General features: G+C 74.6%; 20 protein-coding genes and 1 pseudogene. 9 read left to right on the top strand and 12 right to left on the bottom strand.

What is annotated here, in order from left to right; genetic code table 11:
* Positions 1–49: 49 nt before the first annotated feature.
* Positions 50–259, top strand: coding sequence for a helix-turn-helix domain-containing protein (locus tag ACO4JP_RS05440; protein ID WP_425956366.1), 210 nt, complete (start codon positions 50–52; stop codon positions 257–259).
* 2 nt (positions 260–261) lie between these two features.
* On the opposite strand, the gene ACO4JP_RS05435 is transcribed toward ACO4JP_RS05440, so the two are convergent.
* Complete coding sequence (locus ACO4JP_RS05435) at positions 262–813, bottom strand: hypothetical protein (RefSeq protein WP_425956365.1); 552 nt, start codon at positions 811–813, stop codon at positions 262–264.
* Positions 814–996: 183 nt separating this feature from the next.
* Between ACO4JP_RS05435 and ACO4JP_RS05430 the strand changes: the two genes are divergently transcribed.
* The gene (locus ACO4JP_RS05430; RefSeq protein ID WP_425956364.1) at positions 997–1,821 is read left to right on the top strand and encodes a LysM peptidoglycan-binding domain-containing protein; all 825 of its coding nucleotides are present in this window, start codon (positions 997–999) and stop codon (positions 1,819–1,821) included.
* Positions 1,822–1,853: 32 nt separating this feature from the next.
* A complete protein-coding gene (locus tag ACO4JP_RS05425; RefSeq protein WP_425956363.1) occupies positions 1,854–2,402 on the top strand; it encodes an Rv3235 family protein in 549 nt (182 codons plus the stop codon).
* A gap of 68 nt (positions 2,403–2,470) precedes the next feature.
* On the opposite strand, the gene ACO4JP_RS05420 is transcribed toward ACO4JP_RS05425, so the two are convergent.
* From ACO4JP_RS05420 to mtrA, 8 genes and pseudogenes are all read right to left on the bottom strand, one after another.
* Positions 2,471–2,725 carry an SEC-C metal-binding domain-containing protein gene (locus ACO4JP_RS05420; RefSeq protein WP_425957058.1) on the bottom strand — a complete coding sequence of 85 codons (255 nt, stop codon included), beginning with the start codon at positions 2,723–2,725 and terminating at the stop codon, positions 2,471–2,473.
* Between the two features lie 179 nt (positions 2,726–2,904).
* Positions 2,905–5,404: pseudogene (gene secA / locus ACO4JP_RS05415) on the bottom strand (preprotein translocase subunit SecA); the annotation flags it as partial.
* A 199-nt stretch (positions 5,405–5,603) separates the two neighbouring features.
* Positions 5,604–6,923, bottom strand: coding sequence for a winged helix-turn-helix domain-containing protein (locus tag ACO4JP_RS05410; RefSeq protein WP_425956362.1), 1,320 nt, complete (start codon positions 6,921–6,923; stop codon positions 5,604–5,606).
* Positions 6,924–6,970: 47 nt separating this feature from the next.
* On the bottom strand, positions 6,971–7,624 hold the full coding sequence (hpf, locus tag ACO4JP_RS05405) for a ribosome hibernation-promoting factor, HPF/YfiA family (protein ID WP_425956361.1): 654 nt from the start codon (positions 7,622–7,624) through the stop codon (positions 6,971–6,973).
* A gap of 177 nt (positions 7,625–7,801) precedes the next feature.
* Entirely contained in the window at positions 7,802–8,602 is an 801-nt protein-coding gene (locus ACO4JP_RS05400; RefSeq protein ID WP_425956360.1) for a ComF family protein, read from the bottom strand.
* Between the two features lie 51 nt (positions 8,603–8,653).
* On the bottom strand, positions 8,654–10,366 hold the full coding sequence (locus tag ACO4JP_RS05395) for an LpqB family beta-propeller domain-containing protein (protein ID WP_425956359.1): 1,713 nt from the start codon (positions 10,364–10,366) through the stop codon (positions 8,654–8,656).
* Positions 10,363–12,147 (bottom strand): MtrAB system histidine kinase MtrB, encoded by a 1,785-nt coding sequence (gene mtrB, locus ACO4JP_RS05390; protein ID WP_425956358.1) that lies wholly within the window; start codon positions 12,145–12,147, stop codon positions 10,363–10,365. The genes ACO4JP_RS05395 and mtrB overlap by 4 nt, the downstream gene beginning before the upstream one ends.
* Positions 12,144–12,824, bottom strand: coding sequence for an MtrAB system response regulator MtrA (gene mtrA / locus ACO4JP_RS05385; RefSeq protein ID WP_425956357.1), 681 nt, complete (start codon positions 12,822–12,824; stop codon positions 12,144–12,146). The genes mtrB and mtrA overlap by 4 nt, the downstream gene beginning before the upstream one ends.
* A 99-nt stretch (positions 12,825–12,923) precedes the next feature.
* Between mtrA and ACO4JP_RS05380 the strand changes: the two genes are divergently transcribed.
* The 5 genes from ACO4JP_RS05380 to ACO4JP_RS05360 are packed head-to-tail and all read left to right on the top strand — an operon-like array spanning position 12,924 to position 18,203.
* Positions 12,924–14,063, top strand: a complete 1,140-nt coding sequence (locus tag ACO4JP_RS05380) for a glycerophosphoryl diester phosphodiesterase membrane domain-containing protein (RefSeq protein WP_425956356.1) — start codon at positions 12,924–12,926, stop codon at positions 14,061–14,063.
* A 3-nt stretch (positions 14,064–14,066) separates the two neighbouring features.
* Positions 14,067–14,711 carry a DUF4129 domain-containing protein gene (locus ACO4JP_RS05375; RefSeq protein ID WP_425956355.1) on the top strand — a complete coding sequence of 215 codons (645 nt, stop codon included), beginning with the start codon at positions 14,067–14,069 and terminating at the stop codon, positions 14,709–14,711.
* Positions 14,708–15,880: a DUF4350 domain-containing protein gene (locus ACO4JP_RS05370; RefSeq protein WP_425956354.1), complete on the top strand. Its 1,173-nt coding sequence runs from the start codon at positions 14,708–14,710 to the stop codon at positions 15,878–15,880. Before ACO4JP_RS05375 ends, ACO4JP_RS05370 begins: the two co-directional genes overlap by 4 nt.
* Entirely contained in the window at positions 15,877–16,845 is a 969-nt protein-coding gene (locus tag ACO4JP_RS05365) for an AAA family ATPase (RefSeq protein WP_425956353.1), read from the top strand. The genes ACO4JP_RS05370 and ACO4JP_RS05365 overlap by 4 nt, the downstream gene beginning before the upstream one ends.
* Complete coding sequence (locus ACO4JP_RS05360; RefSeq protein ID WP_425956352.1) at positions 16,842–18,203, top strand: DUF58 domain-containing protein; 1,362 nt, start codon at positions 16,842–16,844, stop codon at positions 18,201–18,203. The genes ACO4JP_RS05365 and ACO4JP_RS05360 overlap by 4 nt, the downstream gene beginning before the upstream one ends.
* A 7-nt stretch (positions 18,204–18,210) precedes the next feature.
* Here ACO4JP_RS05360 and ACO4JP_RS05355 read toward each other — a convergent pair whose 3' ends face one another.
* Positions 18,211–19,200: a stage II sporulation protein M gene (locus ACO4JP_RS05355; protein ID WP_425956351.1), complete on the bottom strand. Its 990-nt coding sequence runs from the start codon at positions 19,198–19,200 to the stop codon at positions 18,211–18,213.
* 43 nt (positions 19,201–19,243) lie between these two features.
* On the opposite strand from ACO4JP_RS05355, the gene ACO4JP_RS05350 reads away from it, so the two are divergent.
* Positions 19,244–20,062, top strand: a complete 819-nt coding sequence (locus ACO4JP_RS05350; RefSeq protein ID WP_425956350.1) for an RDD family protein — start codon at positions 19,244–19,246, stop codon at positions 20,060–20,062.
* A gap of 71 nt (positions 20,063–20,133) precedes the next feature.
* Here ACO4JP_RS05350 and ACO4JP_RS05345 read toward each other — a convergent pair whose 3' ends face one another.
* Together ACO4JP_RS05345 and ACO4JP_RS05340 are read right to left on the bottom strand one after the other, a co-directional pair.
* A complete protein-coding gene (locus ACO4JP_RS05345) occupies positions 20,134–20,820 on the bottom strand; it encodes a response regulator transcription factor (protein ID WP_425956349.1) in 687 nt (228 codons plus the stop codon).
* Positions 20,817–22,139: a sensor histidine kinase gene (locus ACO4JP_RS05340; protein WP_425956348.1), complete on the bottom strand. Its 1,323-nt coding sequence runs from the start codon at positions 22,137–22,139 to the stop codon at positions 20,817–20,819. The genes ACO4JP_RS05345 and ACO4JP_RS05340 overlap by 4 nt, the downstream gene beginning before the upstream one ends.
* Positions 22,140–22,257: the final 118 nt, after the last annotated feature.

Genomic DNA, 22,257 nt, shown 5'->3' with positions numbered 1-22,257 from the left:
GTGGACAAACGGCCCTTGTGCACACATCTTGCTGTGCCAGACTGGCCGCATGGCCGCCCGCTTCCTTTCCCTCGCCGACGTCGAGGAGATGCTTGCCATCTCGTCCCGCCAGGCGTACGCGATGGTCCGCAGCGGGGAGCTCCCCGCCATCCAGATCGGCGGCAAGGGCGTGTGGCGGGTGGAGGCGACCGAGCTCGAGGCGTACATCGATCGGCAGTACGCGCGGACGCGCGAGCGCATCCAGTCGGGCGAGATGTGACCTCACGCCTGGCTCACCCGTAACAGCCCGGCGAAGGGCACGGTCCGGAGCCTGACCGGCGCGCGGTCGTTCTCCTCCAGGTCGAGGTGGTCCTGCCCGACGCGGGCGAGCCGCCCGGCGGCCTGCCCGCCGACGGTGCGCACGACGACGCGGGCGCGGTCGCGCTGCAGCTCGCGGAGCACGACGCCCAGGCCGAGCGTGTCGGTGCGCGCGGTCGACGGGACGGCGTGCCTGGTCAGGCCTATCACTGCCCCGACCGCGGCGAGCGGGACCAGGTGCTCCGTGCGGCCGCTCGCGCCGCGGCCCTCCAGGAGCAACCAGGCAGTGGCGACCTGGCGCATCCGGCCCTGGACGGTCTCGCCGTCGAGCAGCTCCAGCGTGACGGCGGCGCCGACGACGGCGCGCAGCCGGTCCGCGAGCGTGATCGACGCGTGCTCGGCGCGCGTCAGCTCGGCGACCTCGCCGTCGCGGGTCGCCTGGTCGTGCGCGGCGAGCTGAGCCTCCAGGTCGGCGAAGAGCAGCTCCCAGCGCGTGGGCCCCTGTGTTGTGGTCATCGTTCCCCCTCCCGGCTTCCTGCTGCCGGCAGCACGGCGTCGTGCCGCGGAACAGGGTGTCATGGATCGCGTGGATCTGCGGAGATCCGTCCACCGATGGCGCTGGACATCCAGCGTGGCGTGTGGTTCTCTTTCGCGTCACAGGGCATCAACCGCCATCAAACGTCATCACCAGGGGCTCACATGGAATCGCGAACCAGGGCTGCGAGCGTCGGACGACTGCTGGCGCTCGCCTCCGGGCTCGGCGTCGCCGCGGCCATGCTCGCCGCGCGAGGTGTCGCGATCACACCCCGCGCGGCGTCACCCGGCGCCCGCGCCGAGGACTGGGTCGAGCTCGGCATCGTCGCCGCCGCCGCGCTCGCCGCGGCCTGGGTCGCACTGGGTGCCACGCTGGGCCTCGTCGTCGTCGGGGCTGCCCGCGCAGGCGTGCGCTGGCGATCCGGAGAGGCCGCGGTCCGGCGGCTCGCGCCCGGCGTCGTCCGGCGGCTGGTTCGCGCCGGGGTGGGCGTCGGGGTCGGCGCCGGGCTCGCGCTCGGGCCTGCCACGGCGTTCGCGGCCACACCGGTGACCGGGCCGGCGGCGGCCACCGTCGTCGCCGACGCAGGAAGCGCGGCGGACGGCCTGGATGCGAGCATCCCCGGGGGCGTGGACCTGGCGTGGCAGCCCACGGCCGTGGTGCGTGAAGCGTCGCCGTCGCCGGCCTCGGCCGCGGTGGCTCCCTCCCCGCCGGCCACCGCGGACCCGTCTCCGTCGCCACCGCCGGTAGCGCCTCCGCCGCCGCTCCCCTCCGCTCCCCGGGCGGCCTCGGCTGCTGCGCCTGGCGAGGGCACCGTCGTCGTCCTCCGCGGGGACACGCTCTGGGGCATCGCCGCGCGCTCGCTCGGGGGCGAGCCGACCGACGCGCAGATCCTCGAGGCGACCGTGCGGTGGTACGACGCCAACCGCGGCGTCATCGGCGCCGACCCGGACCTCGTCCTGCCCGGCCAGATCCTCGTCCGGCCCTCGTGACGCACCGACCTTCGACCACCGTGGAGACACCGATGTCCAGCATCGTCGAGCACGACACCACGCCGCCCGTCACCCGCAGCCTGCGCGTCCGGGCGGTACCGCAGAGGCCCGGGCGACCGCCCGAGGCGCCGACCCGCCCGCTTCGCGTGCGGCGGGTGCGGCTCGGCAGCGACCGCACCTTCGCCGACGACGGCGTCGAGGAGCTGGCCACGGCCCGGCCCGTCGTCGAGCAGCCCGCTCCCCCGCTCCCCGACCCGACGGCGATGTGCTGCTCGGTGGTCCGCGCGGCCGTCGAGGTGCTGCGCGGTGACCGGGCGGCGGCGCAGCTGGCCCGGTGGGTCACGCCCGTCGTGCTCGACCAGCTCACCGAGCGCGCGCGGCTGCTGCGCGAGGCGCCGGCAGCCACCCGCCCGCCGTCGGGCGCGCGTCCGGTGCAGGTACGGCGCGTGCGGATGGAGGTCCGCGGCGAGACCGCCGAGGCGACGGTGGTCCTCGAGGACCACGACCGTGTGCGCGCGGCGGCCGCCCGTCTGGAGGTCCGCCGCGGTCAGTGGCGCATCGCGGTCCTTGAGCTGGGCTGATCGCAGAGCAAGACGCGAGAGGCCCCGCACCGACCGGTGCGGGGCCTCTCGTGTCGTGCGCGTGCTGGTCAGGCCTCGTTCAGACCGTGGCAGACCTTGTACTTCTTGCCTGAGCCGCACGGGCACTGCGCGTTGCGCGGGGTGCCCGGGAACGTGCGGCCGTCGGCCTCCGTCGCCTGGGCCTCGCCGTGCAGCGCGCGCCGCGAGCGGCGGGCCGCGTCGGTGCCGTCGCCGGAGGACGACGTGGCGCCGGCCTCGGCCGGGCCGCTGAAGGACAGCGGGACCTGCGGACGGCGCTCCTCGAGGCCCTTGCCGAGCAGCACGGGGGCTGCCTGCCGCGCCACGGCCGGCGCCTGCTGGACCGCGGCGGGCGCCTCGACCGGCGCCTCGACCGGTGCCTCGACCTCCGCAGGAGCCTGGGGCGCGACCGCCGTCAGACCCGGTGCAGACTGCGCGGCGGCTGCCGCGGCGGCGGCGTCAACGACGGGCGCCGTCGGTTCCTGCTGCACCTGGACCTCGAGGTTGTACAGGAAGCCGACCGACTCCTCCTTGATGGCGTCGGTCATGGCGGAGAAGAGCTGGAAGCCCTCGCGCTGGTACTCGACCAGCGGGTCGCGCTGAGCCATCGCGCGCAGGCCGATGCCCTCCTTGAGGTAGTCCATCTCATAGAGGTGCTCGCGCCACTTGCGGTCGAGCACCGACAGCACCACGCGACGCTCGAGCTGGCGCATCGCGGGCTCGCCGAGCAGCTCCTCGCGGGCGTCGTAGGCGACCTGCGCGTCGGACTTCAGCTCCTCGAGCACCATCTCGCGCGAGACGCTCCCGATGCCACCCGCCTCCTGCACCACGTCGTCGACCGAGATCGAGATCGGGTAGACCGACTTGAGCGCCGTCCACAGGCCCTCGAGGTCCCACGACTCCGGCGCACCCTCGGCGGTGGCACCGTCGACGTACGCCGTGATGACGTCGCCGCGGAAGTGGCGCACCTGGTCCTCGAGGTCTTCGCCCTCGAGCACGCGGCGGCGCTCGGAGTAGATGACCTCACGCTGGCGGGACAGGACGTCGTCGTACTTGAGGACGTTCTTGCGGATCTCGAAGTTGCGCGCCTCGACCTGGGACTGCGCGGACTGGATGCCGCGCGTGACCATCTTCGACTCGAGCGGCACGTCGTCCGGGAACCCGGCGCGGTTCATCATCGACTCGGCGAGGCCCGAGTTGAACAGGCGCATGAGGTCGTCCTGCATCGACAGGTAGAAGCGGGACTCGCCCGGGTCGCCCTGACGGCCGGAACGGCCGCGCAGCTGGTTGTCGATGCGGCGCGACTCGTGCCGCTCGGTGCCCAGCACGTACAGGCCGCCGAGCTCGGTGACCTCGTCGTGCTCGGCTCCGACGGCCTCCTTGGCCTTCTCGAGCATCTCGGGCCACGCGGCCTCGTACTCGTCAGGCCGCTCGACGGCGTCGAACCCGCGGTCGGCCATGTGCTGCACGGCGAGGAACTCGGCGTTGCCGCCGAGCATGATGTCCGTACCACGGCCGGCCATATTGGTGGCGACGGTGACGGCGCCCTTGCGGCCCGCGAGCGCGACGACGGAGGCCTCGCGCTCGTGCTCCTTCGCGTTCAGCACCGAGTGGGGCACGCCGGCCTTGCGCAGCAGGCCTGACAGGTACTCCGACTTCTCGACCGACGTCGTGCCGACAAGCACCGGCTGGCCCTTGGCGTGCCGCTCGACGATGTCGGTGACGACGGCGCCGAACTTGCCCTCCTCGTTCTTGTAGACGAGGTCGGCCTGGTCGAGGCGCTGCATCGGCCGGTTGGTCGGGATCGGGACGACGCCGAGCTTGTAGGTGCCCTGGAACTCGGCGGCCTCGGTCTCGGCCGTACCGGTCATGCCCGCGAGCTTGCCGTAGAGGCGGAAGTAGTTCTGCAGCGTGATCGTGGCGAGAGTCTGGTTCTCCGCCTTGATCTCCACGGCCTCCTTGGCCTCGATGGCCTGGTGCATGCCCTCGTTGTAGCGACGGCCGGGCAGCATGCGGCCGGTGTGCTCGTCGACGATCATGACCTCGCCGTTGAGGACGACGTAGTCCTTGTCGCGCTTGAAGAGCTCCTTGGCCTTGATGGCGTTGTTGAGGAACCCGATGAGCGGCGTGTTGAGCGACTCGTAGAGGTTGTCGATGCCGAGGTAGTCCTCGACCTTCGCGATGCCGGGCTCGAGCACGCCGACGGTGCGCTTCTTCTCGTCCACCTCGTAGTCGTCGCCCGGGGTGAGGCGGCGCACGACCTTCGAGAACTCGGTGTACCAGCGGTTCGCGTCGCCGGACGCAGGGCCCGAGATGATGAGCGGCGTGCGGGCCTCGTCGATGAGGATCGAGTCCACCTCGTCCACGATGGCGAAGTGGTGGCCGCGCTGCACCAGGTCGTCGGTCGACCACGCCATGTTGTCGCGCAGGTAGTCGAAGCCGAACTCGTTGTTGGTGCCGTACGTGATGTCGGCGGCGTACTGCTCGCGGCGCTCGGCCGGCGACTGGCCCGTGAGGATGACGCCCGTGGTCATGCCGAGGAACCGGTAGACGCGGCCCATGAGCTCGCCCTGGTACTTGGCCAGGTAGTCGTTGGTGGTGATGACGTGGACACCCTTGCCCTCGAGGGCGTTGAGGTACGCGGCCGTCGTGGCCACGAGCGTCTTGCCCTCACCGGTCTTCATCTCGGCGATGTTGCCGAGGTGCAGGGCGGCACCGCCCATGAGCTGCACGTCGAAGTGCCGCTGGCCGAGGGTGCGGCGTGCGGCCTCGCGCACCGTCGCGAACGCCTCGGGGAGGAGGTCGTCGAGCGTCTCGCCGTGGGCGAGGCGCTCCTTGAACCGGGCGGTCTCCTCGCGCAGCTCCTCGTCGCTCATCTCCGTGAAGCTCGGCTCCAGGGCGTTGACCTGCTGGGCCAACCCCTGCAGCTTCTTCAGGATCCGGCCCTCGCCGAGCCGGAGCACCTTCTCGAGGATCGCAGGCACGCGGTTCTCCTAAGTCGTGATGGTCAAGGTGGACCTAAGTCACACCCCGGCCATCCTAGGCCCGCGAACCTGGGCGCCGGCCCGGGTTCGCCCCTGGGGGAACGGCCCGTCCGCCGCGCGTCGCACCCTCCGGCGCGCGCAGGCTGGTCGAGCCCGCCGACGCAAAGCGCCGTCGCCGGTCGGGGTGGCCTTGCCGGGCTCAACCACCCGGACGCGCCGCACCGAGCGCCCCGGCCAGGTTCCCCGCGGGCTCGACGACGACGTCGCCCAGCCCCAGCCAGCCCGCCATCGTCCGCAGCTCCACGGCGAGACGCTCCGCGGTGGCGCCGTAGTCCGCCGCGGCGAGGGACGGCTCGGCGTGCGCCGACTGCACGCGCAGCACGCCCCCGCCCACGGCTCGCCGGTCGGCCTTGAGGTCCACGCGCGCGGTGATGCGCTCGTCCTCGAGGAACGGCAGCACGTAGTAGCCATGGACCCGCTTGGCCGCGGGGACGTAGATCTCGATGCGGTACGTGGTGCCGAAGAGCTCCTCGAGCCGTGTGCGCTCGAAGACGAGCGGGTCGAAGGGGCTGAGCAGCGCGGTGCCCGCGGCTCGGCGGGGCACCGCCGCGTCGCGGTGCCGGTACCAGGGGCCGCGCAGGCCGTCGACGTCGACCGGGACGAGCACGCCCTCCTCGACCAGCTCGGCGACCGCCGTCGGCACGAGCGCGTTGGTGATGCCGCGGCGCAGCCGGAAGTAGTCGCGCAGGTCGCGCACCGTGGCGACGCCGTGGGCTCGTGCGCCGAGCTCGAGCAGCCCCTTGATCGCCTCGGCGTCGGTCACCGGCGGCGCGTCGAGCACCGCGCGCGGCAGCACGCGCTCGGGCAGGTCGAACAGGCGCTCGAACTGCAGGCTGCGGCCGGCCGAGACCACCTCGCCGGTGAAGAACAGGTACTCGAGCACGCGCTTGGCCGCCGACCAGTTCCAGCCCCACTCCTCCTTCGCCGGGCGCCGGGTGCCGCCGTCCACCTCGAGCAGCTCGTGCATCTCCGACGCCGTGACCGGGCCGCGCTCGGCGAGGATCGCGCGCACCGCCGCGAGCTCGGCGGGGTGGTTCTCGAGAGCGGAGGAGATCGCGTTCCAGGCGTGGTCGCGGAAGTCCCGGCGCCGCCACTCGAGCAGCGGCCACGTCTCGACGGGCACGAACGACGCCTCGTGCGCCCACGCCTCCACGAGCTGCAGGGGCGTGCGCGACTGCAGCCGGTCCAGCAGACCGACGTCGTACGGGCCGAGCCGCGAGAAGAGCGGGACCAGGTGGGCGCGCGCCAGCACGTTCACGGAGTCGATCTGCAACAGCCCCAGGCGCCGTACCGTGGCCGTCACCTGCCGCTCGCCCGGGCCACGGGTGGGCCGCGGGGGGCGCGGGCGGTGCAGACCCTGGGCGGCCAGCGCGACGCGGCGGGCCTGGGAACGCGACAGGCGCTCGGTCCGCGCCTTCACGGCCCCGGCCCCGGGAAGAACGACGGTGGCGGCGGTCACCTCTTCATGGTGCCCGCCGCCACCGACATCGGTCGCTCAGCCGCCAGTCAGGTCAGCGCGCTCACCGGGAGGATGCCCTCGCACTGCTGGTCGAGCTGGACCACTCCGTACGTCCAGCCCTTGCGCTTGTACACCGCCGAGGGCCGAGCCGACTCCTTGTCGATGAAGAGGAAGAAGTCGTGGCCCACGAGCTCCATCTGGTACACGGCGTCGTCGACGGTCAGCGGGTCGGCCGAGTGGAGCTTCTGGCGGATCACCACGGGCGAGTCGCCCAGCTGGTGCTCGACGGCGTCGCCGTCGGGGACGAGCGGCACCGGCGGCGCGGCAGGCTCTGGCTCCGCGGCCTTCACCGCGTCGTAGGGGCGCACGTCCACCGGAGCCAGCACGTAGGTGCGACGGTGGTCCTTGCGGCGTTCCCGGCTGCGGCGCAGGCGCTCGATCAGCTTGTCGATGGCCAGGTCGAGGGCACCGTAGCGGTCGTCCGCGGCGGCTTCCGCGCGGATCACGGGTCCCTTGGCACGCACGGTGAGCTCGACGCGTTCGCACACGTCGGAGAGCTTGGGGTTCTTCTCGTGCGTGACCTCGACGTCCACGCGCTGCGCGAGCGGCGCGAGCTGCGTGACCTTGGCGAGCTTGTCCTCCACATGGCGCCGGAAACGCTCCGGCACGTCCGTGTGCCTGCCGACGACGACGATCTCCATCGTGTAGCTCCCTTCTTCGGGACGGCACCCGCCCTGCGGGCGCCCGGTGTGCTCTGTCGGGGCATCCGGTGACCGGATACCGGTAATGGCACCACCTCCAAGACGCGCCCGAGCACGGGCCACTGGCGGCCCGAAGGCGGGATCGGCGCCTCCGGTGAGGACCCACGTTAGTCCTGCTCACCCCTCGACAACACCGCTATCCGGCGCCCTTGGCGCGGGTCGATCTGCTGGCCGTCCCGAGGCGGCACGACGGCGCCCGCCGGCGTCGCCCGGGGCGGGGGTCGCTGCCAGCACGAACGCGCCGAGGACGTCCGCGCCGGCGGCCTCGAGGGACCGTTCGACGGCGGCCAGCGTGGCGCCGGTGGTGACCACGTCGTCGAGCAGGAGGCACGCCGGCGGGCCCGGCCTGCCCATGCGCTCGGCAGCGCGCGCCAGGGCACGCAGGTCGACGCGGACGGCGACGTTGCCGCCGCGGGCGCGGGCTCCCAGGCCCACCTGGTCGGAGCCGCGGACGCGGCGCAGGACGGGTGCGTACGCACCGTCGACCGCGGCGGCGATCGCGCGGCCCACCGGGTGCAGGTGGTCACGCGCACGGGCGCGGCGGGCGGAGGCGCTCGACGGCGCCGGCACCACCAGCAGCGGGCGCCGCCCGACGGCGGCCGCGAGAGCGGGTGCGAGCCCCGCCGCGGCACGGCCCGCGGCCGGCGCGAGCAGGGCGTCGAGGTCCGCTCGGCCGCGGTCCTTCCACGCGACGACGACGCCGCGCACCGCGCCCTCGTAGCCGGCAAGCGCCCAGACCGGCAGCGGGGCGACGCCGTCGAGGCGGTCGAGGCGCGGGACGGCGGCCTCGACACGCGTCGGCGGGCCGGCGAGCCACCCGGCGCACGCGGGGCACCACGGGGTGTCGGCGGCGCCGCAGCCGGGGCACTCGACGGGCACGACGAGGCGGGCGAGCTCGCGGAAGGCGGTCCAGGGCACGCGGTCAGTCTGGCAAGGGACCGACCGTCGCCGGGGCGGCCTGTGGACGACTCAGCCCGGGAACGCCATCAGGCTCACGCCCTGCCCCACCACCGGCCACACCGCCGACGACTCGTGCAGGTAGAGCACCCCCTGGTTGTCCAGCGCGAGGATGCCGCCGCTGCCGACCGAGGCGCTGAGCGCCGCGACGTCGGTGATGCCGGTGAGCCTGCGCGTGAGCCCGCCGGCCGAACCTCCCTGGCCGCCCACACCCGCGAGATAGACGCCGAACGCGCCGTCCTCCTGGCCCAGCAGCGCGAGCACCGCCTCGTCCTGCCACACCGCCCGCGTCACCCCGTGCACCGGGTTGCCGACGGTCAAGGGCTCGGGGAGCGCCGTCGGCACGCCGTGCGCGTCGCGCACGATGCCTGCCACCTGGACGAGCTGGCCGCCCGCACCGGACGACACCACGGCGATGCGCGCGCCGTCGGGCGAGACGGCGAGCGAGAGGATCACGCGGCCCTCGAGCCACGGAGCGGAGACCGGGTACTGGCCACCCGTGGAGAGCACCGCCTGGATCGGCCCGGTGCGGTCGCCGCTCCACGTGGTCCCGAAGCGGTCCACGGAGGGCGCCACCAGAGACGTCCCCTCGAGCAGCACCTCGCGGTGACCGGTGACGCGGACGATGCGGGTCGTGCCGTCGCGGACGACGACGGGGTCCGCGCCGCTGCCGAGCGCGAGCGCCGTCGGGTCGAGCCCGTGGAGGTCGGCGTCGACGTCGGCGACCTGGAGCTGGCGGCCGGCGAGGTTCCAGAGCCGGCCGTCGCGCAGCACGAGCGCCAGCCCGCTGGTCCGCGGAAAGGCGGGCGTGTCGACCACCGGCGGCACGATCGGGCCGTTGCGGTCGAGCAGCGTGACACCCGCGCTCTCGCCCGTCGCGTCCGAGAGCGTCGCGCGCAGCTGCGCCGCGAACAGCCCGCGCGCGGCCCCGGACGCCTCGCTGACCTGGTCCGTGAGCGGCACCTGGTACCTGCCGTCGGGACCCTTCGTCACCGAGTTGAGCGCGAGCGCGGTGCCCGCCGGCAGCACGGGCGCCACGGCGGCGCCGAGCCAGTCCGGCGGCCCCGCGAGGATCTCCTGGACGGCGTTGGTGCGCCACGTCTGCTGGGGGAACCACCGCACGTCCGGCACCCAGGACTTGAGGTCCGGTGTCGGGAAGTAGAGGCGGGTCTGGTGGTACGTCGAGGTGAAGAACTGCGACGGCATGAGCAGGCCGTCCTCGAGCGACGTGATGCGCCACTGCCCGGCCTCGCGGGTCAGCTCGAAGGTCGTCTCCTTCGTGGACGGCGCCGGCTCCTCGGTGTAGACGCCGTTCTCGTCGACCGAGGCGACGAGGGTGCCCGACGCGTGCACGACGGCCCGGTCCGGCTGCTCGTCCACCGTCTCGGGTGACTCCACCTGCATCACGCCGTCGAGCACGATCACCTGGGAGTACGGCTTCCAGGCATCCTCCGCGGGCGCCGTCAGGTACTCGCGGGCCACGCTGAACGGCGTCGTCGACGTCGGCCCGGCCTGGGCGGCCTGCAGGAACCCGCGCACGATGGCGTCCGGCTCCGCGTCGAACGCGGGACCCGGCGCGATGATGCCGATGTCGCCGCCGCGCGCGACGTCGTCGCCGCCCTGACGGACGCGGCCGTCCGTAGGGATGGACGCGCAGCCCGCCAGGAGCGCCGCCGCGAGCGTGGCGGCCGCCACGGCGCGTGCCCGCGTGCGGACGCCGGTCATGAGCGTGCCTCCAGCCCGTGGCGCACGTCCAGGTCGGCCTCGAGGTGGTCGGCCGGCAGCCCGCTGAGGTCGGGGATCGCCGTCGGGGTGGGGTCGGCCGCGACGACGACGGGGATCTGGCCGGGCGGCAGGCCGGCCAGGGCGCGCGGCTCGGGCACGATGGGCAGCGGCGGGCTCTCGACGGACAGGCCGGCGCGGCGCGGCAGCGTCAGCCGGAAGCTGGCCCCGTGCCCCGGCTTGCCCCAGGCCTCGAGGCGGCCCGCGTGCAGGCGGGCGTCCTCGAGCGAGATCGCCAGGCCGAGGCCGGTGCCGCCCGTGGTGCGGGCGCGCGCGGGGTCGGCGCGCCAGAACCTGTCGAACACGTGCGCGACCTCTTCGGGCGTCATCCCGACGCCGTGGTCGCGCACCACGACCGACACCGCCTGCGCGTTGCACCCCACGGTGATCTCCACGGGCTTGCCCTCGGCGTGCTCGATGGCGTTGACCACCAGGTTGCGCAGGATCCGCTCGACGCGGCGCGGGTCGACGTCGGCCACCGCCGGATCCTCGGGGAGCTTCACCGAGAGGAACACCCCCTTGCGTTCCGCGAGCGGCGTCGCGGTGTCGACGACGGCGCCGACGATGCCCTCGAGGTCGAGCTGCTCGACGTCGAGCACCGCCGCCCCGGCGTCGAACCGGGAGATCTCGAGGAGGTCGGCGAGGAGCTCCTCGAAGCGGTCGAGCTGCTGCTGCAGGAGCTCGGCCGAGCGGCGCGCCGCGGGTTCGAGCTCGTCGCGCGACGCGTGGATGACCTCACCGGCGATGCGGATCGTGGTCAGCGGCGTGCGCAGCTCGTGCGAGACGTCGGAGACGAAGCGTCGCTGGGCGGTCGACAGCTCCTCCATGCGGCGGATCTGGTCCTGCAGGCTGGCCGCCATCTCGTTGAAGGACCGCGCGAGCGTCGCCATCTCGTCGTAACCCTTGCTGGGCATGCGCTCGGACAGGTGGCCGTCGGCCAGGCGCGCGGCCGTCGCCGCCGCGCGCCGGACGGGCGTGACCGCCTGCCGGGTGACGAGCCACGTGATGACGCCGATGAGCGCAAGGATGGCCAGGGCCCCGAGCGCAAGGGTGCGCTGCACGAAGCGCAGCGTCTCCTGCTCCGGCTGCAGCGAGTACAGCGTGTAGAGCCCGAACCGGCCCGCGGTCTGCACCTCGACCACCGCGCCGAACACCACGCCCGGCTCCTCGTGACCGGAGTCCGAGAGCGCCGCCGGGATGCGGACCGACTGCCACATCTGGTGGTCGGAGGCGAGCGTCGCGGCGCGCAGCTGCGGCGAGATGAGGCTGCGCATCCCCTGCGGGGAGGCGATGTCGCTGAGACCGACCGAGGCGGTGTCCCCCGCGGAGGCGAGCATCGAGCCGCGGGCGCTCGTGGCACCGTTCCGCCGCGGGTCCACCATGGAGATGATCAGGGCCTGCACGTCGGCGCTGGACGTCACGGGCGAGGACGTGAACGCCTCGCGCACGACGCCGGCCGAGCGGGCCGACTCGAGGTCGAGCTGGTGCACACGCTGGTCGAACAGGCCGTCACGCACCGACGTCGAGAGGAACCCGCCGAGCATGGCGACGGCCACGACACCCACGGCGAGCGCCGTCGTCACCACGCGCACCTGCATCGAGGAGCGCCACTGGTGCACGAGCCGACGGGCCCTGCGACCGGGCAGCACGCGCACACGGCGCCACAGGTCGCCCGCCGCCGCAAGGCGGTGGCGGGGCGTCGCGGGGCTCGCCGCAGGGGTCACTGCGGGGCGCCTGCCTTATAGCCGACGCCGCGCACGGTCAGCACGATCTCGGGGTTCTCCGGGTCACGCTCGACCTTGGAGCGCAGCCGCTGCACGTGCACGTTGACCAGGCGCGTGTCGGCCGAGTGCCGGTAGCCCCAGACCTTCTCGAGCAGCACCTCGCGCGTGAAGACCTGCCACGGCTTGCGGGCCAGGGCGACGAGCAGGTCGAACTCGAGGGGCGTGAGGCTGATGCGGGCGCCGTTGCGCACCACGGTGTGGCCGGTGACGTCGATCTCGAGGTCGCCGACGAGCAGCCGCTCCGGGCCCGGGTCCTCCGTGCGGCGCAGGCGCGCGCGGATGCGGGCCACGAGCTCCTTGGGCTTGAACGGCTTGGAGACGTAGTCGTCGGCGCCGGACTCCAGGCCCAGCACGACGTCGACCGTGTCGCTCTTGGCGGTGAGCATGATGATCGGGATGCCGGACTCCGCCCGGATCTCGCGGCACACCTGAGTGCCGTCCTTGCCCGGGAGCATGAGGTCGAGAAGCACCACGTCGGGTTGCGACGTGCGGAACGCCGCGAGGGCGCCGTCGCCGTCGGCGCAGAAGATCGGGTCGAATCCCTCGGTGCGCAGCACGATGCCGATCATCTCGGCGAGGGCCGTGTCGTCGTCGACCACAAGGACGCGGGACTTCATGCGACCAGTCTGCCAGGCTGAACCTGTGAACTGGGGCCTTTGCCCCGGCCCCTCGCGCTATCGTGACCGGACCGACCGCCCAACCCACCCGGGGAGAGCATGAGCACGCCGCAGCAGCCCGACGACGTCACACCCGCGCCGCCCGAGCCCGCGGCGCCCGTCCCCCCGCCCTCGGGCTGGGGCGACGTGCCCCGCTACGGGCAGTACGGGGCGGCGCCGACCCCGCCGCCGACCCCCTACGGCACGCCGTACGGGCAGACGCCGTACCGCCCCGCGGCCGACAAGCCGGGCATCGTCCCGCTACGCCCGCTGACCCTCGGTGAGATCTACGACGGCGCGTTCAGCGCGGTGCGGCACAACCCGGCCGTGATGCTCGGGCTGGCCACGCTGGTCATCCTGGCCGCGACGGTCATCGGCGTCCTGGTCGGCCAGCTCCTGGTTCCCGGGATCACCCGCCTCGTCGGGCCGATCTTCGACGACCCGGCCCTGCGGGACTCCGGGCTCACCATCGGTTTCACCGCAGGCGGCCTCGCGCAGCTCTACGCGTCCTCGGCGGGGGCAGGGCTGACTTTCCTGCTCTCCGGGCCGATCGTCAACGGCCTCCTCACGGTGTCGGTCAGCCGCTCCGTCCTCGGCGACAAGGCCACCGTGCGCCAGGTCTGGGACCGCGTGGGACCGCGCGTGTGGGTGCTCATCGGGTGGTCGCTGCTGCAGACCGTGGCGCTGCTCGTGGTGGTCGGCGCCTTCGTGGCGCTCGCCGTCGGCCTGATCTACGCCGTCTCGCAGGCCTCCGGGCTGGCGGCCGGCCTGATCGGCGTCCTCCTGGTCCTCGCGGCAGTCGCCGCGGCCGTGTGGCTGAGCACGCGCCTGCTGCTGGTGCCGCCGGCGCTCGCGCTCGAGAAGGCGGGGCTCTGGGCCACCGTGCGCCGCGCGTGGGTGCTGACCCGCGGGTCGTTCTGGCGCGTGTTCGGCATCTACCTGCTCGCGTCGTTCATCGTCGGCGTGATCGCGCAGGTCATCGCCGTGCCGCTCAGCCTGGTGGGCGGCATCGCAACCGTGGCGGGCGGCTCCGCGACCGCGTCCGTGCTGGTCACCTCCATCGTCACCACGGTGCTCGGCTCGGCCGTCTCGACGATCTTCCTCGCCGGCGTCGTCGCGCTGCTCTACGTCGACCTGCGCATGCGGCGAGAGGGCCTCGACGTCGCCCTGGCCGCGGCCGCGGCCGAGCGCCGGGGCTGAGCCATGCTCCTGCCGGCGGCGCTCGCCGGGCTGGTCGGCGCCGACGTGCCGGTCACGCCCGACCGCGACATGGCCCGCCGGTGGCTGATCGAGGAGCTCTCGCGCCCGGAGTACGCCACGCAGCCGTCGCTGCTGCAGCGGCTGTGGGACTGGTTCATCGGCCTGTTCCAGGGCGTGCCGGGGCTCGCCGCTCCCCCGTGGCAGGTGCTGCTCGGGGTGGTCACGGTGGTCGCGCTGGTGGTGCTGGTCGCGCGGTGGGTCACCGGACCCGTACGGCTCGCCCGTGCCCGGCGGCGCGCGGCGCCCGTCGTCGCGCCCGACGACGCCCGCACCGCGGCGCAGCTGCGCGCGGCTGCCGACGACGCCGCCGCACGCGGGGACTGGGCGACGGCCGTGGCGGAGCGTTTCCGGGCGGTGGTGCGCGGGCTCGAGGAGCGTGCGGTGCTCGACGAGGAGCCCGGTCGCACGGCGCAGGAGGCCTCGCTCGCCGCCGGCGCCCGCCTACCGGAGCTGGCCGACGCGCTGCACGGCGGAGCCACGCTGTTCGACGACGTCGTCTACGGGGAGCACGGGGCCTCCGCAGCCGACGACGTCATCCTTCGCGAGCTCGACGCGCAGGCAGGCTCGGCCCGGGTAGGTGCGCCGTGACCGTGATCCTCACCCCCGTCCTTGGCGACGGGACCACGGCGGCCGAGCGCGTCCGGCGGCGCTGGCGGCGAGCACGCTGGACCGTGCTGGTGCTCGCCGTGTTCGCGCTGGTGGTCGCGGTGCTGGCGGTCTCGCGCCCGGAGACGTCGGCCACACCGTACGCGCCCGACTCCACGTCGCCGGACGGTTCACGCGCCGTTGCCCAGGTGCTGCGACGCCAGGGCGTGGACGTGCGGCACGTGCGCACCGTGGACGCCGCCGTGCGCGCGGCGGGGCCGGGCACGACGCTGCTCGTGACCCCTGCTCCGCTCCTGACCGACGACCAGGCCGCCGCGCTCGCGAAGGTGCCGGCCGACCTGGTGCTCCTCGCGCCGGGCGGGACGCTGCTGGACCTCGCGACCGACGGATCGGTCGGGCTCGCCGTCGTCCCCGCGGGCGGCGCGCGCGGGCCCGCGTGCGACGTCCCCGCGGCCCAGGCGGCGGGCGTGGTCGAGCTCGACGCCGCGCTCGAGCTGCTCGACGGCGCCGCGACCGGCTGCTACCCGGCCCGCGACGGGGTCGCCCTCGCGCAGAAGCGCGCGGACGGTCGCACCGTGACCGCCGTCGGCGACCCGGCGCTGGTGCGCAACGCGGACGTGACCACGCAGGGGAACGCGGCGCTCGCGCTCCACCTGCTCGGCGCGCACGAGCGGCTCGTGTGGCTGGTGCCCGACCCGTTCGACGCGTCGACGGGCGGCGGCGTGGACGCCCAGGCCGGGGTCCTGCCGCCGTGGGCCGGCATCGTCGCCCTGTGGGCGCTGCTCTGCGCGCTGGTCGCCGCGGTGTGGCGGTCCCGGCGGCTCGGCCCGCTGGTGGCCGAGGACCTGCCCGTCGTCGTGCCGGCCGCCGAGGCCACGCGCGGTCGCGGACGGCTCTACCGCCGTGCCCGCGCGCGCGGGCACGCGGCCGCCGCGCTGAGGGCGGCGTCGGCCGACCGGATGGCCGGGCGCCTCGGCGTGCCCCGCACCGCGGACGCGACCACGCTCGCCGACGCCGTCGTGCGCGCGACCTCCCGCGACCCGCAGGAGATCGCGGGCCTGCTGTACGGACCCCCACCTGCCGACGACGCCGCGCTCGCCGCGCTGGCGCGGCGGCTCGACGAGCTGGAGAGCGAGGTTCACCGACAGTGACCACCCCTGGATCGGACCCGACCGTGCGGCAGGCGCTGAACGCCGTCCGCGCCGAGGTCGGCAAGGCTGTCGTCGGGCAGGACGGGGCGGTGACGAGCCTGCTCATCGCGCTGCTGTGCTCGGGCCACGTGCTGCTCGAGGGCGTGCCGGGCGTCGCGAAGACGCTGCTGGTGCGCACCCTGGCCGCCTCCCTCGACCTGGGCACCAAGCGCGTGCAGTTCACGCCCGACCTCATGCCGGGGGACGTCACGGGCTCGCTGGTCTACGACGCGCGCACCGCGGAGTTCTCGTTCCGTGCGGGTCCGGTGTTCACCAACCTGCTGCTCGCCGACGAGATCAACCGCACCCCCCCGAAGACGCAGGCGTCGCTGCTCGAGGCGATGGAGGAGCGGCAGGTCTCCGTGGACGGGTCGCCGCGGCCGCTCCCCGACCCGTTCCTGGTGATCGCCACCCAGAACCCCGTCGAGTACGAGGGCACGTACCCGCTGCCCGAGGCGCAGCTCGACCGGTTCCTGCTCAAGGTGGTGCTCACCGTGCCGCCGCGCGAGCAGGAGATCGAGGTGCTGGCCCGGCACGCCGCCGGGTTCGACCCGCGCGACCTGGCGGCCGCGGGCGTGCGCGCGGTGGCGGGGACCTCCGAGCTGGCCGCGGCCCGCGCCGAGGTGCGCAAGGTCGCCGTCGCCCCCGAGGTGCTCGGGTACACCGTCGACGTGTGCCGGGCGACGCGGCAGTCGCCGTCGCTCTCGCTCGGTGTCTCTCCGCGCGGTGCGACGGCGCTGCTGGCGACGTCGCGGGCGTGGGCCTGGCTGAACGGGCGCGACTACGTGACGCCCGACGACGTCAAGGCCCTCGCACACCCCACCCTCCGCCACCGTGTTCAGCTGCGCCCCGAGGCCGAGCTCGAGGGCGTGACGGCGGAGACGATCCTGTCCTCGGTCCTGGCCACCGTCCCGGTCCCCCGGTGACCATCACCGGTCGGGCGCTCGCGCTCGCCGCTCTCGGGATCGTGCCCGTGCTGCTGTGGCCCGCGCCCGGGACCGTCCTCGTCTGGGCCGGCGTCGTCGCGGCCGCGTGCGTCGCCGACGCGCTGCTCGCCGCGTCGCCGCGGCGCGTCGCCCTCACGCGGCGCGTGCCGGCATCCGTGCGGCTCGGCGAGAGCGCCCGGTCCGAGCTCAGCGTGCACAACGCCGCCGGGCGCCGCCTCCGCGCGCTCGTCCGCGACGCGTGGCCGCCGTCGCTCGCCGTCTCCTCGCACGACGACGGCGGCGCGGCCGTCGGGGCCGCGAGCGCGCGGACGGTGCACACCGCCCGCCACCGCGTCGCCCTGGCCCCGGGCGACGGCACGCGGCTCGTGACGCCGCTGCTGCCCACGCGCCGCGGCGACCGGCCCGCCGGCCCGGTCACGGTGCGCTCGTTCGGGCCGCTCGGGCTCGCGGCGCGGCAGGCCTCGATCGACGTGCCCGCACGGCTGCGCGTGCTGCCCGAGTTCGCCTCCCGCCGCCACCTGCCGTCCCGGCTCGCACGCCTGCGCGAGATGGACGGCCGCTCCGCGGTCCAGGTGCGCGGCGAAGGCACCGAGTTCGACTCGCTGCGCGAGTACGTGGTCGGCGACGACGTCCGCTCGATCGACTGGCGGGCCACCGCGCGGCGCGGCGACGTCGTCGTGCGCACCTGGCGGCCCGAGCGCGACCGGCGCGTGCTCATCGTGCTCGACACCGGCCGCACCGCCGCGACCCGCATCGGCACCGGGCCGGGCGGCACCGGCGCGCCGCGACTGGACGCGTCGATCGAGGCGGCCCTGCTGCTCGCCACGCTCGCGGACCGCGCCGGGGACCGCGTGCAGGTCATCGCGTTCGACCGGTCGCTGGGCGCGCGCGTCGCGGGGGCCTCGGGGCCGCGCCTGCTGCCCGAGCTCGCGGAGGCGCTCGCGGGCGTCGAGCCGCGGCTGCTCGAGACGGACTGGCCGGGGCTCGTGGGCCAGGTGCGGGCGCACGTGTCGCAGCGGGCGCTCGTCGTGCTGCTCACCGCGCTGGACCCGGCCGCCGTCGAGACGGGCCTGCTCGGCGTCGTCGACCAGCTCGTGGACAGGCACCAGGTGGTGGTGGCGGGCGTCGTGGACCCCGAGGTGGCCGCGCTGCGGGACGGCAGGGAGCCGGCGTCGGTCTACGACGCGGCGGCGGCCGCCCGCGGTGACCTCGAGCATGCGGCGGTCGCGGCCGTGCTGCGCCGCCACGGCGCGGAGGTGCTGGAGGCCCCGCCCGAGCTGCTGCCGCCGCGACTGGCGGACACGTACCTGGCTCTGAAGGCGGCGGGCCGGCTCTAGCTTGGGCTCAGGCGGCCGTCGGGGTGACCGCGCCCGCCTGGTCCAGCGTCAGGTCGCCCGTCTCCCCCGCCCTGACCGCGCGGCGGCCGAGGATCAGCACGTAGGCCCAGAAGGCCACCAGGGCCACCGTGCCGATCGCGATCTTCAGCCACCACGGCAGGCCCGAGCCCGTGACGAACCCCTCGACCAGGCCCGAGAGTGCCAGCGCGCCCGCCAGCCCCACGGCGCAGGTCACCAGGGCACGGCCCTCCTGGGCCAGCGCGACGGAGCGCTTGCGCGGCCCCGGGTCCACGAGGCTCCAGAACGTCTTGAGCCCGGCCGCCCCGGCCACGAACACCGCCGTGAGCTCGAGCTGCCCGTGCGGCGCGATGAGCTGCAGGAACGTGTCGAGCTCCCCGTAGCTGGCCATCATGCCGCCCGTGGCTCCGACGCCGACGGCGTTCTGCGCGAGCACGTACACCGGGCCGATCCCGGTGATCCCGAGCCCGATGACCAGCGCGGCGATCCATGCGTTGTTGGTCCACACCATCGCCGCGAACGACGCCTGCGGGTCGTAGTACGCCGCGAACGCCTGGTGCACGTACTTCTCACGCTCCGACGGCGTGCCCATGGCCGCGAGCGCGTCGGGGTCGGTGGCCACGTGCGCGCCGGCGACGACGGCCACGACGAGGCACGCGACGGTCACGCCGAGCGCCCACCATCGCACCCGGTACAGCGCGGCAGGAACGGTGACGACGGCGAAGCGCACGACCTCGGACCAGGCGGGCTCGTGGGCGCCGGCGATGCGGGCGCGGGCACGCGTGAGCAGGTCGCTCAGTCGCGTGACCAGCACAGGGTCGGGCGCGGCCGAGCGGACCGTGGACAGATGGGTCGCGACCTCCTGGTAGAGGCGCACCAGCTCGTCCGCCTCGGCGCCGTCGAGCCGGCGCCGGCGCACCAGCGCGGCGAGGCGCTCCCACGCGGGCGTGTGCACGCTGGTGAAGGCGTCGAGGTCCACGGCCGCTACCCTGCCACAGACACCACTCCGGAAGGAGAACCCCGTGCACGACGGCATCCTCATCGGCGAGGGCGTTGTCCTCGACGCGCGCCCGGCGTCGTTCATCACGCGCGCGATGGGCGGGCTGCTCGACGCGCTCATCATCGTCGCGGTGCTGTACCTCATCACGGTGGTGGTGGGCGTGAGCCTCGACCAGATCGGCGCGCAGTGGGCGCAGGCCGGCGGCGTGGTGCTCGTCGTCGCGGTGTTCGTCGGGATCCCCGTGACCGTCGAGACGCTCACGCGCGGCCGGTCGGTGGGCAAGCTCGCCACCGGGGTACGCGTGGTGCGCGACGACGGCGGCCCCGTCCGGTTCCGGCACGCGCTCATCCGGGCGCTGCTGGGCGTGTTCGAGCTCTGGCTGACCTTTGGCGGCGTCGCGCTCATCGCTTCGCTCTCCAACGCCAAGGGCAAGCGCCTCGGTGACATGGTGGCGGGCACGTACGTGATCCGGGTCCGGGGCGGCAAGGGCTGGCAGGTGCCGCTGGCCATGCCGCCCGAGCTGGCGGGCTGGGCCCGCGCCGCGGACATGCGCCGGCTGCCCGACGGCCTCGCGCTCGCCGCCCGCCGGCTGATCGACCGGGCGCCGCGGCTGGCGCCGTCGTCGCGCGCGGCGCTTGCGGACGATCTCGCCGGGCGCGTCGAGCCCTACGTGGCCCCGGCGCCGCCGCACGGGACACCTCCGGAGGCGTTCCTGCACGCGGTGCTGCACGAGCGGCGCGACCGCGAGCTGGCCCGCGGCCTGCGCGAGCGCGACCGCGCCGCCGAGCAGGCCGCGACGCTGCACCGCCTGCCCTACGCGATCGCGGACCCGCGCGACTGACGCGACCGCGGCACCTCGAACCTGCGTCGACCGGCGAGCGGCGCCGCGACGGCGGCGCCCAGGTGGTCCCCCTACGTGCCGAGGTAGCGAAGCACCGCCAGGACGCGGCGGTGGTCGGCGGCGTCGGCCTCGAGGCCGAGCTTCGCGAAGATCGACGCGACGTTCTTCTCCACGGCCCCGTACGACAGGTACAGCCGCTCGGCGATCGCACCGTTGGAGCGGCCCTCGGCCATGAGCCCCAGGACCTCGCGCTCGCGCGGCGTGAGGCGCGCCAGCCCGGGGTCGCCCGCCGACGCCGAGCCCATGAGCTGGGTGACCACCTCGGGGTCCAGCACGGTCTGGCCCTCGGCGACCCGCGTGAGCGCGTCGACGAAGTCGCGCACGTCGGCCACGCGGTCCTTGAGCAGGTACCCGACGCCGCCCGCGCCGGCCGCCAGGAGCTGCGCCGCGTAACGGGTCTCGACGTATTGCGAGAACACCAGCACCGGCAACGCCGGGTGTGCCGCGCGCAGCGCCGACGCCGCCCGCATGCCCTCGTCCGTGAAGCTCGGCGGCATGCGGATGTCGGCGACCACCACGTCAGGAAGCTCGCCGGCCGTGGCCCGCAGCCCGACCTCCTTCACCAGCGCGTCGCCGTCGCCCACCGCGACGACGTCGTGCCCTCGACGGGACAGCAGCGCGACGAGGCCGTCGCGCAGGATCGCCGAGTCCTCGGCGATCACGACGCGCAACGGCCCCGCCGAGGGCGCTGTGGTCATGGGCGCGTGGTGGTCGGCAGCGTCACGTCGACCACCGTAGGCCCACCCTCCGGGCTGGTCAGGTGGAAGGTCCCGTCCACGGTCGCGACGCGCTCGGTGAGCCCGGCGAGCCCCGTGCGGCGCCCGTCCGTGCCCCCGGTGACGACGACGGCGCCACCCCGGCCGTCGTCGCGCACCCGCAGGTGCAGCGTCCCCGCGTCGGGGCGGTCGACCAGCACGTACGCGCCGCTGGCGCCCGCGTGCTTGACGACGTTGGTGAGCAGCTCCGCGACCGTGAAGAAGGCGATCGACCGCACCGCCGGCGAGACACCGCCGTCGGCCTCGACCGCCGGGTCGACGTCGACCGTCACGGGCAGCGGCGTGCGTGCGGCGAGCGTCTCGAGCGCGACCGCGAGGCCGTCGTCGAGCGCGGGCGGGTGGATGCCGCGCGCGATCTCACGCAGCTCGGTCAGCGCCTCCTTGGTGGAGGTGTGCGCGGTGTCGAGGATGTCGGCGGCGAGCGCCGGGTCGCCGCCCGTGGCGAGGTGCTCGCGCGCCTCGCCGAGCTGCATCGCGACGGCGACCAGGCGGGCCTGCGTTCCGTCGTGCAGGTCGCGCTCGATGCGGCGCAGGCGGGCATCGGCGTCCTCGACGGCGGCGGCGCGCGAGGCGCGCAGCTGGGCGACGCGGACCGAGCCCGCCGTCGGGCCGAGCAGGCCGCGGGACAGCAGGCGGAAGAGGCCTGCGAAGCCGCGGTTGAGGAACGGCCAGATCGCCAGGAAGACGACGCCGCCGAGCGCCATCAGCGCGATGCGCGACGGCGTGTCGGCGAACCAGTACCAGTCGCCGTTCATGATCGAGAAGCCGCGGTGCTGCGAGCCGTCGGCCATGGTCTGGAGCGGCAGGAACCGCCACCAGATCCAGTAGGTGATCCCGCCCAGGCCGATGGCGAGGAAGGTCGTCGAGACGACGAACCCGAGGATCGACAGCGGGAAGGCCACCAGCAGGAACAGCAGCGCGCGCCAGCCGTTGCCGTCGAACAGCATCGCGCCGAGCGAGCGCCAGAAGCCCCGCGGGCGCACGAAGGCGGGCGGGTCGGCGACGGGCTCGTCGAGGAGGCCGCGAGCCAACCCCCGGTAGGCCGCTCCCCATCCCCGTGCGCCGAGCACCAGCCCGCCGGCCACGAAGAGGCCCACCACGGTGACGAGCAGCCCGGCCGCGAGCGGCGGCACGAGGATGACGTAGGTCAGCCCGAACGGCGCCAGCAGCAGGGCGACCCAGAGGTAGCCGTACTCGCGCCAGGTGCGGGCGGAGAAGACGGAGGCGGTGTTCGCGTTCATGCCTCAAGCCTCCCGGGGTGCGCGCGCCGAAGGTAACGGGGCGCACCGCCGAGTCCGAGGGGGGACATCCCCCGTGTCGCGCGTCACACCACCGGCGAGGGAGAGGCCGGTCCAGGCC

This window comes from Xylanimonas sp. McL0601 (assembly GCF_049852175.1).
Taxonomy (GTDB): domain Bacteria; phylum Actinomycetota; class Actinomycetes; order Actinomycetales; family Cellulomonadaceae; genus Xylanimonas.
Note: the sequence above shows the minus strand (reverse complement) of the source record. Positions and strands in the feature narration are given on the sequence as shown.

Excerpts from the sequence above, each read along its gene's own strand:
- ACO4JP_RS05440 (WP_425956366.1), top strand. The coding sequence starts at position 50 with ATGGCCGCCCGCTTCCTTTCCCTCGCCGACGTCGAGGAGATGCTTGCC.
- ACO4JP_RS05435 (WP_425956365.1), bottom strand. The coding sequence starts at position 813 with ATGACCACAACACAGGGGCCCACGCGCTGGGAGCTGCTCTTCGCCGAC.
- mtrA (WP_425956357.1), bottom strand. The coding sequence starts at position 12,824 with ATGAAGTCCCGCGTCCTTGTGGTCGACGACGACACGGCCCTCGCCGAG.
- ACO4JP_RS05345 (WP_425956349.1), bottom strand. The coding sequence starts at position 20,820 with ATGACCACAGCGCCCTCGGCGGGGCCGTTGCGCGTCGTGATCGCCGAG.
- ACO4JP_RS05380 (WP_425956356.1), top strand. The coding sequence starts at position 12,924 with ATGAGCACGCCGCAGCAGCCCGACGACGTCACACCCGCGCCGCCCGAG.
- ACO4JP_RS05375 (WP_425956355.1), top strand. The coding sequence starts at position 14,067 with ATGCTCCTGCCGGCGGCGCTCGCCGGGCTGGTCGGCGCCGACGTGCCG.
- hpf (WP_425956361.1), bottom strand. The coding sequence starts at position 7,624 with ATGGAGATCGTCGTCGTCGGCAGGCACACGGACGTGCCGGAGCGTTTC.
- ACO4JP_RS05430 (WP_425956364.1), top strand. The coding sequence starts at position 997 with ATGGAATCGCGAACCAGGGCTGCGAGCGTCGGACGACTGCTGGCGCTC.
- ACO4JP_RS05425 (WP_425956363.1), top strand. The coding sequence starts at position 1,854 with ATGTCCAGCATCGTCGAGCACGACACCACGCCGCCCGTCACCCGCAGC.
- ACO4JP_RS05340 (WP_425956348.1), bottom strand. The coding sequence starts at position 22,139 with ATGAACGCGAACACCGCCTCCGTCTTCTCCGCCCGCACCTGGCGCGAG.
- ACO4JP_RS05395 (WP_425956359.1), bottom strand. The coding sequence starts at position 10,366 with ATGACCGGCGTCCGCACGCGGGCACGCGCCGTGGCGGCCGCCACGCTC.